This window comes from Kribbella sp. NPDC051620 (assembly GCF_044453825.1).
In the GTDB taxonomy this organism is placed as follows: domain Bacteria; phylum Actinomycetota; class Actinomycetes; order Propionibacteriales; family Kribbellaceae; genus Kribbella.
Window position 1 is genome coordinate 135,792 of record NZ_JBITDB010000009.1, and the last position, 13,852, is coordinate 149,643.

At 69.0% G+C, this 13,852-nt stretch carries 14 protein-coding genes and 1 riboswitch; of the genes, 7 read left to right on the forward strand and 7 right to left on the reverse strand.

The features are described 5' to 3' along the window. Positions 1–27: 27 nt before the first annotated feature. The 6 genes from ACIA12_RS37280 to ACIA12_RS37305 form a co-directional block, all read right to left on the reverse strand. Positions 28–1,617 carry an alpha/beta hydrolase gene (locus ACIA12_RS37280; RefSeq protein WP_396372086.1) on the reverse strand — a complete coding sequence of 530 codons (1,590 nt, stop codon included), beginning with the start codon at positions 1,615–1,617 and terminating at the stop codon, positions 28–30. Positions 1,618–1,717: 100 nt separating this feature from the next. Continuing rightward, positions 1,718–2,041, reverse strand: a complete 324-nt coding sequence (locus tag ACIA12_RS37285) for a hypothetical protein (RefSeq protein ID WP_396372088.1) — start codon at positions 2,039–2,041, stop codon at positions 1,718–1,720. Then, positions 2,038–3,474: an FGGY family carbohydrate kinase gene (locus ACIA12_RS37290; RefSeq protein ID WP_396372090.1), complete on the reverse strand. Its 1,437-nt coding sequence runs from the start codon at positions 3,472–3,474 to the stop codon at positions 2,038–2,040. Before ACIA12_RS37290 ends, ACIA12_RS37285 begins: the two co-directional genes overlap by 4 nt. Beyond that, entirely contained in the window at positions 3,461–4,858 is a 1,398-nt protein-coding gene (locus tag ACIA12_RS37295) for a trehalose-6-phosphate synthase (RefSeq protein WP_396372092.1), read from the reverse strand. Before ACIA12_RS37295 ends, ACIA12_RS37290 begins: the two co-directional genes overlap by 14 nt. Before the next feature lie 6 nt (positions 4,859–4,864). Then, entirely contained in the window at positions 4,865–5,869 is a 1,005-nt protein-coding gene (locus tag ACIA12_RS37300; protein WP_396372094.1) for a Gfo/Idh/MocA family protein, read from the reverse strand. After that, a complete protein-coding gene (locus tag ACIA12_RS37305; RefSeq protein ID WP_396372095.1) occupies positions 5,860–7,296 on the reverse strand; it encodes an amidase in 1,437 nt (478 codons plus the stop codon). Before ACIA12_RS37305 ends, ACIA12_RS37300 begins: the two co-directional genes overlap by 10 nt. Positions 7,297–7,490: 194 nt before the next feature. On the opposite strand from ACIA12_RS37305, the gene ACIA12_RS37310 reads away from it, so the two are divergent. The 3 genes from ACIA12_RS37310 to otsB are packed head-to-tail and all read left to right on the forward strand — an operon-like array spanning position 7,491 to position 9,240. Further along, positions 7,491–7,799: a DUF3263 domain-containing protein gene (locus ACIA12_RS37310; protein WP_328334142.1), complete on the forward strand. Its 309-nt coding sequence runs from the start codon at positions 7,491–7,493 to the stop codon at positions 7,797–7,799. Positions 7,800–7,801: 2 nt separating this feature from the next. Then, complete coding sequence (locus tag ACIA12_RS37315) at positions 7,802–8,410, forward strand: LytR C-terminal domain-containing protein (RefSeq protein ID WP_396372097.1); 609 nt, start codon at positions 7,802–7,804, stop codon at positions 8,408–8,410. Then, on the forward strand, positions 8,407–9,240 hold the full coding sequence (gene otsB, locus ACIA12_RS37320; RefSeq protein WP_396372098.1) for a trehalose-phosphatase: 834 nt from the start codon (positions 8,407–8,409) through the stop codon (positions 9,238–9,240). Before ACIA12_RS37315 ends, otsB begins: the two co-directional genes overlap by 4 nt. Here otsB and ACIA12_RS37325 read toward each other — a convergent pair. Next, complete coding sequence (locus ACIA12_RS37325) at positions 9,237–9,686, reverse strand: hypothetical protein (protein ID WP_396372100.1); 450 nt, start codon at positions 9,684–9,686, stop codon at positions 9,237–9,239. The two genes, otsB and ACIA12_RS37325, sit on opposite strands and share 4 nt — an antisense overlap. A gap of 114 nt (positions 9,687–9,800) precedes the next feature. On the opposite strand from ACIA12_RS37325, the gene ACIA12_RS37330 reads away from it, so the two are divergent. The 4 genes from ACIA12_RS37330 to ACIA12_RS37345 all read left to right on the forward strand — a co-directional run bounded on the left by ACIA12_RS37330 (position 9,801) and on the right by ACIA12_RS37345 (position 13,825). Next, entirely contained in the window at positions 9,801–10,754 is a 954-nt protein-coding gene (locus ACIA12_RS37330) for a DNA-3-methyladenine glycosylase family protein (RefSeq protein ID WP_396372101.1), read from the forward strand. 69 nt (positions 10,755–10,823) lie between these two features. After that, positions 10,824–12,065: a cation:proton antiporter gene (locus tag ACIA12_RS37335; protein WP_396372103.1), complete on the forward strand. Its 1,242-nt coding sequence runs from the start codon at positions 10,824–10,826 to the stop codon at positions 12,063–12,065. 65 nt (positions 12,066–12,130) lie between these two features. Beyond that, positions 12,131–12,270: riboswitch (SAM riboswitch) on the forward strand. A gap of 14 nt (positions 12,271–12,284) precedes the next feature. Beyond that, positions 12,285–13,553, forward strand: coding sequence for a threonine synthase (gene thrC / locus ACIA12_RS37340; protein ID WP_396372105.1), 1,269 nt, complete (start codon positions 12,285–12,287; stop codon positions 13,551–13,553). Beyond that, positions 13,550–13,825, forward strand: coding sequence for a ubiquitin-like small modifier protein 1 (locus ACIA12_RS37345; RefSeq protein ID WP_396372106.1), 276 nt, complete (start codon positions 13,550–13,552; stop codon positions 13,823–13,825). The genes thrC and ACIA12_RS37345 overlap by 4 nt, the downstream gene beginning before the upstream one ends. The last annotated feature ends 27 nt before the right edge of the window (positions 13,826–13,852 follow it).

Sequence of the window (13,852 nt, forward strand, 5' to 3'; positions counted from 1 at the left end):
TAGTCGCGGGATACGCCCTGGGGACTACTACTCGACCGGCGCGCGGAGGCTGAGCTTGAAGGTCTTGCCGGCAGCCACGGCGGCCGGGGTCGGCACGGGGAGCGGGTGACCAGCGACGGAGACGTCGTCGGTGGGCAGCTCACCGGTCAGCAGGTACTTCGTACCGATCGCGTTCGCCGCCGGGTTGACCGCTGCGCGGGAGTTGCTGAAGACACAGTGCTTGCCCGAGTCCTGCTCGGTCACCAGGACCGAGGTCGGCAGCGCCTTGTGCATCTTGAGCGCACCCGCGTACGGCGTCGCCGGGTCGCCGATGGTGTTGAAGAGCAGCACGCCTGGCAGGCCCTTGCCGGTGAGCTTGACCCGGCCGGGGCTGTCGACGCCCCAGCTCTGGCAGGCGCTGCCGCTGGTCCAGATGTTGTACCAGGCGAACTGGCTGGTCCGGGCCAGCCTGGCCGCGTCGTGCTCGTAGGTCGACCGGCGTCGCGACCACTGGGAGTCGACGCAGATGACCGAGTTGAAGATCGCGTTGGCCTGCTCGCTGTCGGCGCTCAGATCGGGGGCGGCGAAGTCGGCCAGCATGCTGTCGTCACCGCCGACGGCGTACGCGCTGATCGCCTGGGTGAACGGGATCCAGCCCGACTCGGAGAACATCACGCCGTACGCCGTGCCGATCAGCTCGCTGCCGCCGACGGTGCCGCGGGGCTTGGTGCGGAAGTCGGTGAGGGTCCTGGTCCAGGCAGCCCGGACGGTCGCGACGTCCTTGCCCAGGTGGAAGACGTTGTCGTACTTCGCCACCCAGGGCAGGTAGAACTCGTCGAACCGCTTCTGCAGCGCCGCGGACTGGGTCAGCCCGGCCTGGTACCACATGTCCTTGGGGGCGGGGTCGATGTTGCCGTCGAGGATCATCCGGCCGACCCGCTGCGGGAACATCTGCCCGTAGACGGCGCCGAGGTAGGTGCCGTACGAATAGCCGAGGTAGTTGAGTTTCGGCTCGCCGAGCGCCGCGCGGATCGCGTCCATGTCCCGGGCGACGTCGACCGTGCCGAGATGCGGGAGGACCGCCTTGTTCTTGGCGTAGCACTGCTGCGCGTAGCTGCTCCACAGCCGCCACAACTCGGGCCGGCTCGCCTTGGCGTCCGGGTCCGGCTGGGGTGCGCTGAAGTGATCGGGAGCTGCGCAACTGACGGGCGAGCTCTGCCAGACTCCGCGCGGATCGAACCCGATGATGTCGTAGGCGTCCAGAACCGCGGCGTCGAGCCGGGTGAAACCGGTGGCATCCGGCTTGGACAGCGATCCGGCGAGGGCCGCGCCGCTGCCGCCCGGGCCGCCGGGGTTCACCACCAGCGAGCCGATCCGCTTCGACGGGTTGCCGGCCGCGCGCTTGGTGACCAGTACCGAAAGCGTGCCGCCGTGCGGACGGGCGTAGTCCAGCGGCACGGTGAGGGTGGCGCAGCTGAGGGCCGGGTACCGCGTCGAGATCTCGGCCGGGCAGGCGCCGAACACCAGCGACTGGGAATGCTTGCCCTCAGCAACCACTGGGGCGGCGGCGACGGAGGGCACGGCGGGAGCGACAAGAGCCAGGGTGGCGGTGGCGACGAGGGCCACACGGAGACGCATCGGCGAACTACCTCCAGGAGGAGTGGACGGGTGCGTCCGCAACGTACCTCGCAGGAAGGTCGCCCTGGGGGGGTCACGCGACTGCAGCAAGCTGCAATGGTCAGAGGTACTCGCGCAGAGCGGCGACCGGGTCGGGGGCGGCTAGTAGCTGGAGGCCGCGAGGGAGGAGTACCAGCGGGCCGCTGGAGCGACGGGCCGCGACCCTGGCCTGGCCGTAGATCAGCGCGATCTCCAGTTCGACCGCATCGAGGGCGAAACTGCCACCGTCGGCGAAGGTCGCCTTGCCGAACTCCACGGTGAGGCATTTGCGCAGTTTGCCGAACGGCACTTCCTGGCCGAGCCGGGCGCCGTCGAAGATCACCATGAATGTCACGCCGGCCAGCTCGACGGCGTCCATCCCGAGCAGTCGGTCGACATCGGTCATCGAGCGCCGGCCTCCCAGCCGGTGGTGGCCTGAACGGCGAGAGCCCGGAGAGATTCGTACCGGGGGCGCAGGGTTTTCACCCGCTCGACCTCGGCTGCGTCCGGCTCCAGGTGTTCACCGCCAGGTGCTGGGGACAGGCCGAGGGCGACCGCGGCCGCGCCGCGGGCGCCGACCTCGGGTTCGGCGCAGACGTCGGTGGGGCGGTCGAAGGTCGCGGTCAGGCAGCGCCGCCACCACGCGGACGCGTCGATGCCGCCACCACCGAGGACGACCTCGAGCGGCCGGCCGAAAAGCTGGTCGAGCATCCGCAGGCCGCGGTCGATCTCGAGCGAGGCGCCCTGGAGGGAGGCGGCGAGCAGGTCGGCGGCGGAGTCGTCGAACGACAGACCGAAGTACACGCCGGAACCACTGGGGACGGTGTCGGGCGGCCGGGTGCCGGCGTGGAACGGGATCGCGATCACGCGGGACGAGCCGATCTCCACGCCGGTGGGCTCGGGGGCTTCGAGATTCAGTACGCCGGTGAGCCAGGCATGCAGATTCCCCGCGGCTGAAAAGGCCATCCCGGTCACCGCGCGCTGATCGTCGACGCGGTACCGCCACAGTTCCCACGGCAGCTCGGGTGCGTCCTCGATCGGGTGCACGACGCGCACCGCTGCCGACGTACCGACCGTCACTGCTGCTGTCGTGGCGTCGAACGCGCCGGTGCCGACGTTGGAGGCCGCGCCGTCGCCGGTCGGCGGGTGAATCGGTACTCCGACCAGCCCCGGCCACCGTCTGGCGTACACACCGGAGAGCGCGCCGGTCCACCCCGTAGGCACGATCGGCGGGAGCTGGTCGGCCTTCACGCCCGCGATGGCCAGTGCTTCGTCGTCATAGCTGCCGGTGGAGAGGTTGAGCGTGCCGGTGCCCGAGGCCACCGATACCGAGGTGACGCGCTCGCCGGTGAGGCGCTCGAGGACCAGGTCGGGGAGGCCGGCGTAACCGGCCGATGAGGTGATCGACCGGAGCCACGGGATGCGGCGGGTCCAGTAGAGCCGGTGCAGCCACGCGCCGGTGCGAGCGTGGAAGGCGCGCTCGTCGAAGGCCGGGTCCAGTGCGAGGTCGACGGAGCGGGTGTCGACCCACGGGATCACCGGTGTGAGTGCCACGCCGTTGTTGTCCAGGGCAACGATCGAGTGCCACTGCGAAGACAGCACGATGTCGGTGATGCCGACCAGATGCCCGTTCTGCTGCAACTCGTCAAGACACCCGAGCAGCCCCTCGATGTAGTCGTGCAGCTCGAGAGTCGCCTCGCCAAGAGGCCCATAGAGCGCGCCGATCTTGTGCCGGGCCAACGCTCCAGGCACCGGCACCGCGTCAGCCGACAGCACCAACGCGCGCGCGGACGAAGTACCCAGATCGAGGGCGAGGATCCGGCCGTCAGTCCTCTGCATGCAGGGCCTTGAGGAAGGACGCGGCCCAGACGTTGACGTCGTGGGCGGCCAGGTGTTTGCGCATCGCCTTCATTCGGCGGCCGAGTTGGCGGTCGTCGGTGTTCATGGCGTCGACGATGGTGTCCTTCATGCCGTTGATGTCGTGCGGGTTGACCAGGAACGCCTGGCGGAACTCGTCAGCGGCACCGGCGAACTCGCTCAGCACGAGCGCGCCCGTGTCGTCGTACCGGCAGGCGACGTACTCCTTCGCGACCAGGTTCATCCCGTCCCGCAACGGCGTGACGACGGCGACGTCGGCGGCGCGGAAGAGGGCTGCCATCTCGGTGCGCGAGTACGACGTGTGCAGGTAGTTGATCGCGGGCGTCCCGATCCGGCCGTGCTCGCCGTTGATCCGGCCGACGAGCAGTTCGATCTCGTCCCGTAGTACGCGGTACTGCTCGACCCGCTCGCGTGACGGCGTCGCCACCTGGATGAAGACCGCGTCGTCGACCGAGACCCGGCCCTCGTCGAGCAGCTCGCCGAACGCCCGCAGCCGCTGCCGGATGCCCTTCGTGTAGTCGAGCCGGTCGACGCCGAGCAGGATGTGCGCCGGGTTGCCGACCTCCTGGCGCATCTCCGCGGCGCGCGCGATGGTCTCCGGCTGCCGGGCGAGCTGCTCCAGCTCACCGACGTCGATCGAGATGGGGAACGCCTTGGCCCGGACGACGCGATCGTCCGGCAGGTGAATCCGGTCGCCACGCGTGCGCAGCCCCATCCGGTTGCGCGCGAGCCGGGCGAAGTTCGAGGCCGCCCCCGGCCGCTGGAAACCGACCAGGTCGGCACCCATCAGCCCGTCGAGGATCTGCCGCCGCCACGGCATCTGCGCGAACAGCTCGGTCGGCGGGAACGGGATGTGCAGGAAGAAGCCGATCCGTACGTCGGGACGCAACCGGCGCAGCATCGCCGGTACCAGCTGCAGTTGGTAGTCGTGCACCCAGACCACCGCGTTGTCGTCGGCTGCCTCCGCGGCCGCCTCGGCGAACCGGCGGTTGACCGCGACGTACGACTCCCACCACTCCCGATGGAACTCGGGCGCCACGATCACGTCGTGGTAGAGCGGCCAGAGCGTCGCGTTGGAGAAGCCTTCGTAGTACAGCTGGATGTCCTCGGCCGACAGGGTCACCGGGACCAGATGCATGCCGCCCTCGTCGAACGGGTCCAGCTTCTCGTCGGCGCCACCGGTCCAGCCGATCCAGGCGCCGTGGTGGCGCTGCATCACCGGGGCCAGCGCGGTCACCAGTCCGCCGGGGCTGCGCCGCCAGGCCGTCGTACCGTCGGGCATCTCGGTCCGGTCGACAGGGAGCCGGTTGGCCACCACTACGAAGGAACTGCGTCCGCTCGGCATGTGTTGTTATCCACCCAGGTATTCGTCGTCGCCGGGGTAGCTGACCCCGATCTGTCTACGTGTCTCGTCCAGCAGCTCGAGCATCTCGATCGTCGCGGCATGCGGAAGGGCCGGGCACTCGATCTGCCCGGCACGCAACGCACGCATCACTTCGGCTGCTTCGTAGTGGTACCCAAGGCCATGCGCCGGTACTTCGATCCGCTCCTCGCCCGCCGCGGTGCTGCGGACGTAGTACGGCGGGTGATGGAAGCGGCTCGGCAGCAGCAGGCTGCCTTCGGGGCCGCTGACCGAGGCTGTCCACGGGTTCTGTGAACGGAGTCCGCAGGTCAGGGCAGCGACGGCGCCTGAGTCGTAGCGCCAGGCCATGGCGACGTTGAGGTCGATGCCGTCTTCGTTGAGCGAGCCGACGGCCTTGACCTCGGCGGGCCTGCCCAGCGCCATGTAGACGAAGGTCATCGGGTAGATGCCGCCGTCCATCAACGAGCCGCCACCCTGCTCCGGGTCGAGTAGCCGGGCCGGCAGCTGTGGCTTGTGGAAGCCGAAATCCGCGAGCGCCTCCATCGGTTCGCCGATGGTGCCCTTCGCCAGGTCCTCGAAGAAGGCCTGGACGACAGGGTTGGTGCGCATCCACATCGCTTCGGCGAAGAGGGTGTTGTGCTCGGCCGCGACGGCGATCAGGTCGCGGGCCTGCTTCGCGGTCAGCGTGACCGGCTTCTCGCACAGTACGGCGATCTTGGCCTGCAGGGCGGCCCGGGCGATCGCGTAGTGCTGCGGGTGCGGAGTACCGATGTAGAGGACCTCCACGCGGCCGTCGTCGATCAGCCGGCGCCAGTCGTCGTACCGGTGCTCGATGCCGAACTCGTCGGCGAACTTGTTCGCGTTCTCCAGCGACCGGGAGGACACGGCGGTCACCACCGCCTCGTCGCGCAGAACGGCGAGGTCCTTGGTGAACGACGTGGAGATATTGCCAGTAGCAACAATTCCCCAGCGGACTCGATCTGCTACACCCATTGTCTGAACTCCGGGGTCGGGAACGGGCCGTGAGCCTTGATTCTCGCGGTTTCGAACGCGTGCGCCAAGCGAATGAGGGTGGCGTCACTGCGGCCGGTGCCGTGGAAGGTGATCCCGACCGGCAGGCCTTCGACCACGCCGGACGGCACCGCGAGCAGCGGGTATCCCGCCAGCGCCGCATGGGACGACGAGCTGCCGAGCACGTGATCGCCGTTGATCAGGTCGATCGCCCAGGCCGGTGAGTACGACGGGGTGACCATCGCGTCGAGCTGGTTGTCGCGCAGCAGGTTGTCGATGCTGTCGCGACCGGCCCGCAGCCCGGACAACCGGGCGGCCACGTAGATGGCCGAGTCGAGGCCGTCGGTCTGCTCGGAGCGCTCGAACAGTTCTTGGCCGAAGTACCGGAGCTCGGTGCCGGCGTTCTCCTTGTTGAAGGCGATGATGTCGGCGAGGGTGCGTGGGCCGCCCGGGTGACGAGTGGCGAGGTACGCGGCGAGGTCGACTTTCATCTCGTACGAGAGGATCGCGAGCTGGTCCTCCTCACTGCCCGGCGACGGCAGCGACAGCCGGTCGATGATCGTCGCGCCGGCTGCTGACAGCAGGGTCAGCGCCTGTTCGGTGATCTGGTCGAGGCTGTTCGAGTACCCCCACAAAGGCCCACGCGGTACTCCGATGCGAACGCCGGTGAGGTCGTCCGATGCGCAGCTCGCCTCGTAGTCGATGCCGCCGCCGGTCATCACGGTCAGCAGCGCGGCGGCCTGACGGACCGTCCTGGTCATCGGGCCGGCCGTGTCCTGCGAGTGGCTGAGCGGGACGATGCCCTGCTGCGGGATCAGCCCGACGGTCGGCTTGAGCCCGACGATCCCGTTGAGGGCGGCCGGGCAGACGATCGAGCCGTTGGTCTCGGTACCGATCGCAAGGTCGGCCAGTCCGGCGGCCACTGCCGCGCCGGAGCCGCTCGACGAGCCGCCGGCCGAGCGGTTGAGGGCATACGGGTTGCGGGTCAGACCGCCGTACGCGCTCCAGCCGGATGAGGAGGCTGCCCCCCGGAAGTTGGCCCACTCGCTGAGGTTGGTCTTGCCCAGGATGATGCAGCCGGCCTCCCGCAGACGGCGGACCAGCGGGGCGTCGTGCGGGGGAGGTGGCTGGTCGGCCAGCGCCAGTGAGCCCGCTGTGGTGGGGAGGTCGGCGGTGTCGATGTTGTCCTTGACCAGCACGGGGAGGCCGTGGAGCGGTCCACGGATCCGGCCGTCGTCACGCTCGGTGTCCAGTCGGACGGCTTCGGTCAGAGCGGCTGGGTTGGGGGTGCAGACGGCGTTCACGAGGGGGTTCAGCTCGGAGTACCGGTTCTGCAGCTCCTCGACCGTCGCGACGGCGGTTCGCGGACCGGGCGACACGTCGCCGGGGGCCTGTCGAGTTGAGCTCACACCGTCGATCCTGCCAGAGTTGAACCCGCCCGGCCGTCCGCCTGGGTGCGCCCTGGACAACCTGCCCGCCCCACACTCGACAAGCTGCCGCGACACACACTCCGTGTGTGACGCGGTGAATGACATGCCTGTCGTTCTCCGCGTAGGGTGGAGCGCGGACGGACGATCACCGACCGCACGGGAGTCACCAGCAGATGGACAGCGCCAACGCCAGCACCTCCGGCCCCGCCGAGGCGGGCCTGCCGGCCGTCGCTGGGTTGTCCGACCGGGACGGTGCCATCCTCGGCTTCGAGCGGCACTGGTGGAAGTACGCCGGTGCCAAGGAGCAGGCGATCCGCGACCAGTTCCAGATGTCGGCGACCCGGTACTACCAGGTGCTCAACGCCCTGATCGACCGGCCCGAGGCCCTCGCGCACGACCCGCTGCTGGTCAAGCGCCTGCGCCGGCTGCGGGCCGCTCGCCAACGGGCCCGATCAGCCCGGCGGCTGGGTATCGAGGTCTGAGCTTGAACCGCCGCTCGCAGGACGAAAAGGGCCAGGTCCTCTCGTCTCTGGTCGCCGTGCTCGCCGTCGTCGCGATCGTCGGCGGACTGCTGGTGCTGTTCGGCACCCGGGGCAACAACTCGGTGGCCGACTCCGGCAAACCCGCCGCGGACAAGACCGCGCCGAAGACCACCCCCAAGCCGTCTTCGCCCTCGTCGTCCAAGCCGCCGTCTGCGCCGGTCTCGTCCGAGCCGCCTTCGGTACCACCGTCCTCGGCGCCCCCCTCGGAGCCGCCCTCGGCTCCTGTTTCGCAGCCGGTCTCGGTACCGCCGAGCGCTCCGGCATCGATCCCAGTGACCGAGCGGCCGGCCGTCGAGATCTACAACAACACCCCGCGCAAGGGCCTGGCCGAGGACGTCTCGGTCCGGGCCCGGCAGGCCGGCTGGATCGTCACCGGCAAGGACAACTGGCACGGCAAGATCGTCGCCAGCACGGTGTACTTCCCGGCCGGTATGCAGGCCGAGGCGAACCAGCTGGCCCGGGATCTCGGCATCGGCCGGACCAAGGACGCCCTGGACAACATGAAGAAGGACCGGCTCACCGTCATCCTCACCACGGACTACGCGGGATGAGTACTCCCGTACTGGCGACTGCAGCCGGGCGGGAGGGCTGGGAGGCGATCGTCGCGGATCCGGCCGGGGCGGTCATCGCCTCGGACTTCGACGGCACGCTGTCGCCGTTGGTGGAGGACCCGTCGATGTCGCGGGCAGCTGATGGCGCGCTCGACGCGCTGGCCCGGCTGGCTCGGTCGGTCGGGCAGGTGGCCATCGTGACCGGGCGGCCGGCGTTGGTTGCCACGGAGCTGTCTGGGGTTACTGGGCATCCGGGGTTGGGGCGTCTCGTAGTACTGGGTCACTACGGGCTTGAGCGGTGGGAGGCGTCCACTGGTGCCGTCACCAGCGACCCGGTGCCGCCTGGTGTCGAGATAGCCCGGGGGAAGCTCCCTGCGCTCCTGGCCAGCGTCGGCTACCCGGATGCCTTCGTGGAAGACAAGGGGAGCTCACTAGCTGTCCACACCCGCCGCCTAGCGGAGCCCTTGCCTGCCCTGGAAGCCCTACGCCAGCCCCTGACCGACCTAGCCGAGTCAGTAGACCTCCGCCTCGAGCCCGGCAACCTGGTCCTGGAACTCCGACCCCCCGGCATCGACAAGGGCGTAGCCCTCCGCCGCTTGATCGAGTCCACCGCCGCCCGCTCAGTCCTCTACGCCGGCGACGACCTCGGCGACCTGGCAGCCTTCGAAGCCCTCAACACCCTCCGAGCCACCGGCCTCCACTGCGTCCTCGTAGCCGCCCGCTCCTCCGGCGCCACCGCCCTCACCGACGCCGCCGACATAGTCGTAGACGACCCCTACGGCGTAGTAACAGTCCTGACAGCCCTATCGGACGCCATCACCAACCGCTAGCTCCGCCGGAAGGTCTGGCTCAGAATTTGGCTGAGGGGTTTGAGTGGCTTCTCGTCGTAGTTGCCGTCTTTGAGGCTGGCCAGGCGTTCGAAGGGGTTGCGGGAGGCTGGGCAGCCGGTTCGCAGGAAGGACCAGGCGACGCCTAGCAGGTACAGCGGCAGCATCGGCAGCCCGAACAGGCAGAAGTACTGCCACGAGTGCCGCTCCTCATGCCTGACCAGGACCGGCCGCGCATCGAAGTACGCCCGATCATGCTTGGTCAGAATCACATTGCCGATCGTGAACGCACCGGCCACCGGAAACCGCAGCTTGTACCCGGTCGCATAGAACAATCCCCGAGGCCCCCGACTGAACTGCGCCCGCCCGATCACCCCCACGACCACCCCGGCGATCGACGACAAGTTCACCGTGTTCCACACCAACTTCAACACCTGCCACCCAGACATCGCCCCACCTCCACCCTCAGTATCAGCTCACCCCACCCGGATGTCCCGATGTCCTAATTCTTAGGACATCCGGTCGGATCGGGTGTTGTCGGTGGGGTGAGTAAGACTTGGCGGGTGACTTCGGTGGTGCGGCGGTGGCGGGCTGGGCGGGTGGTGGATCCGCATGTGGTGATTGGGGGGTTGCGGAAGGGGCCGGGGGATCCTGCTTATGTGTTCGAGGCTGGGCGGCGGACCGTTTGGCGGGCCACCCGGACGCCGGAGGGGGCGGTGTTGATCAGGCTTACGCCGTACTCCGGGGTGGGCGAGGTCGAGGCTGAGGCGTGGGGGGCGGGGGCCTCGTGGGCGTTGGATGGGGTGCCTGAGCTGTTGGGGGAGGCCGATAGCTGGGAAGGGTTCGAGCCGTTGGCGGAGCATCCGGCGCTGGTGGAGGCGGCGCGGCGGTTTGCGGACTTTCGGGTGCCGCGGACGCGGGCTGTGTTCGAGGCGATGGCGGCGGCTGGGATCGAGCAGGTGGTGACGGGCAAGGAGGCGTTCGCCGGATGGCGGATGTTGCTGCGGGAGTACGGGGAGCCGGCGCCGGGGCCGGGGTCGCCGGACGGGCGGAAGATGATGGTGCCGCCGTCGCCGGAGGAGTGGCGGATGATTCCGTCCTGGCAGTGGTTGCGTGCCGGAGTGGAGGGGCGCCGGTCCCGGGTGGTGATCACGGCGGCGACGCGGGCAGCCGCGTTGGAGCGGACGCTGGAGTTGACCGACGGGGCTGAGGTCGAGCGACGGCTCAGGTCGTTGCCCGGGGTGGGAGTCTGGACCGCCGCCGAGGTGCGGCAACGCGCCCACGGAGACGCCGACGCCTTCTCCTTCGCCGACTACCACGTCTCGCGCGACGTCTCCTACGCCCTCACCGGCGAGGAACTCGACGACGACGGCTGCGCCGAACTGATCGAGCCCTACCGAGGCCACCGCTACCGAGTCCAAGCCCTCCTCAGCCTGGCCGGCCACCACCACCCCCGCTACGGCCCCCGCAAATCCCTCCCCACCCACACCCCCGGCGCCACCCACCGCCTCCGCTAGAACCCGCCCAGCACCAGCACCCACCGAGCGGCGGTTCCACCGGCTGGGGTTGGGCACTGGGGGTGGGATATGGAGATTGACGGGGACGGGTTGTACCTGGTGGCGGGCGTGGCTTTGCTGGTGGGGGCTGTGCTGCCTCGGTTGTTGCGGCGGTATGCGATTTCGGCGCCGATGGCGTTTGTGGCGGCTGGGTTGTTGCTGGGGCTGTTCGTGGAGCGAGGGCGGGTCAGTCCGATCAGTGAGTCGGGGCTGACCGAGCATCTGGCCGAATTGACCATCCTGATCGCGCTGATGGGTGTGGGGCTGGCGATCGATCGGCCGATCGGGTGGAAGCGGTGGGCGGTGACGTGGCGGCTGCTGCTGGTGGCGATGCCTGCTTGTATCGCGGCTGTCGCCGGAGTCGGATGGCTGGTCGGGTTGGCGCCGGCGACGGCTTTGCTGCTGGGCGCGGTACTGGCTCCGACCGACCCGGTGCTCGCGTCGGACGTACAGGTGCAAGGGCCGACGACCGGGGAGGGGGCCGAGCCCGAGGAGGATGACGAGGTGCGGTTCGCGCTCACCTCGGAGGCTGGGCTCAACGACGGGCTGGCGTTTCCGTTCATCTACGCCGCGGTGTTCGCGGCGACGAAGGGAGCGGTCGGCGACTGGGCGCTGGAGTGGTTCGCCTGGGACCTGATCGGCAAGACCGTGATCGGTGTCGCGATCGGAGCCGGCGCCGGCTGGTTGCTCGGCAAGATGGCCTTCTCCGCGCCGTCGCGCACTTTCCGGCTGGCCGATTCGCGCGAACCCGTGCTGGCACTGGCGACGACGCTCGGCGTCTACGGCCTCACCCAAGTACTGCATGGCTACGGATTCGTCGCCGTCTTCGTCGCTGCCCTGTCGCTCAGGGCCTCCGAGCGCAGCCACGATTTCCATGAGGAACTGCACGGATTCATGGAGCAGCTGGAGCACATCCTCACCTGGGGGATCCTGCTGCTGCTCGGCGTAGCGATCACCGGTGGCCTGCTCAAACCCCTGACCTTGGCAGGAGCAGCGATCGGCCTGCTCCTCGTGCTGGTACTACGTCCGCTCACCGCCTGGCTCGCTCTGGCCGGTACGCCGATGCGCCGGTCCGAACGCTGGGTCACGGCGGCGTTCGGAGTACGAGGGGTGGGGTCGGTGTTCTACCTGGCCTACGCGGGCGCCGACTTCGGCACCGACCTGCCCTGGCTGTGGGCCACCGTCGGCTTCACCGTCGTCCTGAGCGTCGCCGTCCACGGGGTCGCCGCCACCCCACTCATGCGGATGCTCGACCGCCGCCGTGGCCGATGAGATCGACTGTCTCGCATGGTGGGAACGGAAGACACAATATGGACCCGATTGGGTAATCTCGGCAGGGCTCATCCAGAGGGACTGAGGGAAACGGCCCGTTGAAGTCCCGGCAACCCTCCCCGTGCGGCGGCTCGATCCGAGACTCCGGCGGCGGAACGGTGCCAAATCCGTCCTGTGCCGAGATCCGGTGCGGGGAAGATGAGGAGGGAAAACTCCGTCATGAGCCTGAGTACCGCCGCCACCACCCACACCATCCGTGAAGGTGCCTTCGGCAACGGAACCCATCTGAGCTGCCGCGCCTGCGGCGCCAAATCCGAGCTCGGCCCGTTCTACGCCTGTATGGAGTGCTTCGGCCCGCTCGAGGTCGGGTACGAGTTCCCGACCATCACGCGTGAGCAGATCGAAGCCGGACCCAAGAACATCTGGCGGTACCAGCCGCTGCTGCCCGTCCCCGTCGACGTGGCCAGCTTCCCGAACACCGAGCCCGGCTACACCCGGCTGATCGACGCCGGCAACCTGGCCCGCGAGCTCGGCCTGCGCAAGCTGTGGGTGAAGGACGACTCGGGCAACCCGACGCACTCGTTCAAGGACCGGGTCGTCGCCTCCGCTCTGAGCGCCACCCGCGAGCTGGGCATGAAGGTCTTCGCCTGCCCCTCCACCGGCAACCTGGCCAACGCCGTCGCCGCGGCCGCCGCCCGGGCCGGGATCCGCTCGGTCGTGTTCATCCCGCAGGACCTCGAGCGTCCCAAGATCATCACCACGGCCGTGTACGGCGGCACGCTGGTGGCCGTCGAGGGCAACTACGACGACGTCAACAAGCTGGCCTCCGAGATCGCCGGTGAGGAGGAGGGCTGGGCGTTCGTGAACGTCAACGTCCGCCCGTACTACTCCGAGGGCTCCAAGACGCTGGCCTTCGAGATCGCCGAGCAGCTCGGCTGGCGGATCCCGCAGCAGGTGGTGATCCCGGTCGCGTCCGGTTCGCAGCTGACCAAGATCGACAAGGGCTTCACCGAGCTCGGCAAGCTGGGCCTGGTCGACGCGACCGACTACAAGATCTACGGCGCCCAGGCGACCGGGTGCTCGCCGGTCGCGCAGGCGTTCCGCGACGGACATGACGTGGTGAAGCCGGTCAAGCCGGACACCATCGCCAAGTCGCTGGCGATCGGCAACCCGGCCGACGGACCGTACGTGCTCGACGTGGCCCGGCGGACCGGTGGGGTGATCGAGGACGTCAGCGACGAAGAGGTCATCGAGGGCATCCAGCTGCTCGCCCGGACCGAGGGCATCTTCACCGAGACCGCGGGCGGGGTGACGGTCGCGACGCTGAAGAAGCTGATCGAGACCGGGCAGATCGATCCCGACGCCGAGACGGTGATCATCAACTCCGGCGACGGGCTCAAGACGCTCGACGCCGTGGCCGACCGGGTCGGCCCGAAGGTCACCATCCCCGCGTCGTACGACGCCTTCGTGAAGGCGGGTCTGCAGTGAGTGTCAGCGTCCGTGTCCCGACCATCCTGCGCCCCTACACCAAGGGTGCCTCCGAGGTCTCCGTCGAGGGGGCGACTCTGAGCGAGGTGCTCGAGTCCCTCGACACGTCGTACCCGGGGATCAAGGGCCGGGTGCTCGACGAGTCCGGCGAACTCCGCCGCTTCGTCAACATCTACGTCGACAACGACGACGTCCGCTTCTCCGAGGGCCTGCAGACCACGATCAAGGACGGCGGCCAGGTCTCGATCATCCCGGCCGTCGCCGGCGGCTGAGCTTCCTCAACTGAACGAACCGCCGGG

Excerpts from the sequence above, each read along its gene's own strand:
- thrC (WP_396372105.1), top strand. The coding sequence starts at position 12,285 with ATGAGCCTGAGTACCGCCGCCACCACCCACACCATCCGTGAAGGTGCC.
- ACIA12_RS37300 (WP_396372094.1), bottom strand. The coding sequence starts at position 5,869 with ATGGGTGTAGCAGATCGAGTCCGCTGGGGAATTGTTGCTACTGGCAAT.
- ACIA12_RS37290 (WP_396372090.1), bottom strand. The coding sequence starts at position 3,474 with ATGCAGAGGACTGACGGCCGGATCCTCGCCCTCGATCTGGGTACTTCG.
- ACIA12_RS37325 (WP_396372100.1), bottom strand. The coding sequence starts at position 9,686 with ATGTCTGGGTGGCAGGTGTTGAAGTTGGTGTGGAACACGGTGAACTTG.
- ACIA12_RS37280 (WP_396372086.1), bottom strand. The coding sequence starts at position 1,617 with ATGCGTCTCCGTGTGGCCCTCGTCGCCACCGCCACCCTGGCTCTTGTC.
- ACIA12_RS37310 (WP_328334142.1), top strand. The coding sequence starts at position 7,491 with ATGGACAGCGCCAACGCCAGCACCTCCGGCCCCGCCGAGGCGGGCCTG.
- ACIA12_RS37285 (WP_396372088.1), bottom strand. The coding sequence starts at position 2,041 with ATGACCGATGTCGACCGACTGCTCGGGATGGACGCCGTCGAGCTGGCC.
- ACIA12_RS37335 (WP_396372103.1), top strand. The coding sequence starts at position 10,824 with ATGGAGATTGACGGGGACGGGTTGTACCTGGTGGCGGGCGTGGCTTTG.
- otsB (WP_396372098.1), top strand. The coding sequence starts at position 8,407 with ATGAGTACTCCCGTACTGGCGACTGCAGCCGGGCGGGAGGGCTGGGAG.
- ACIA12_RS37295 (WP_396372092.1), bottom strand. The coding sequence starts at position 4,858 with ATGCCGAGCGGACGCAGTTCCTTCGTAGTGGTGGCCAACCGGCTCCCT.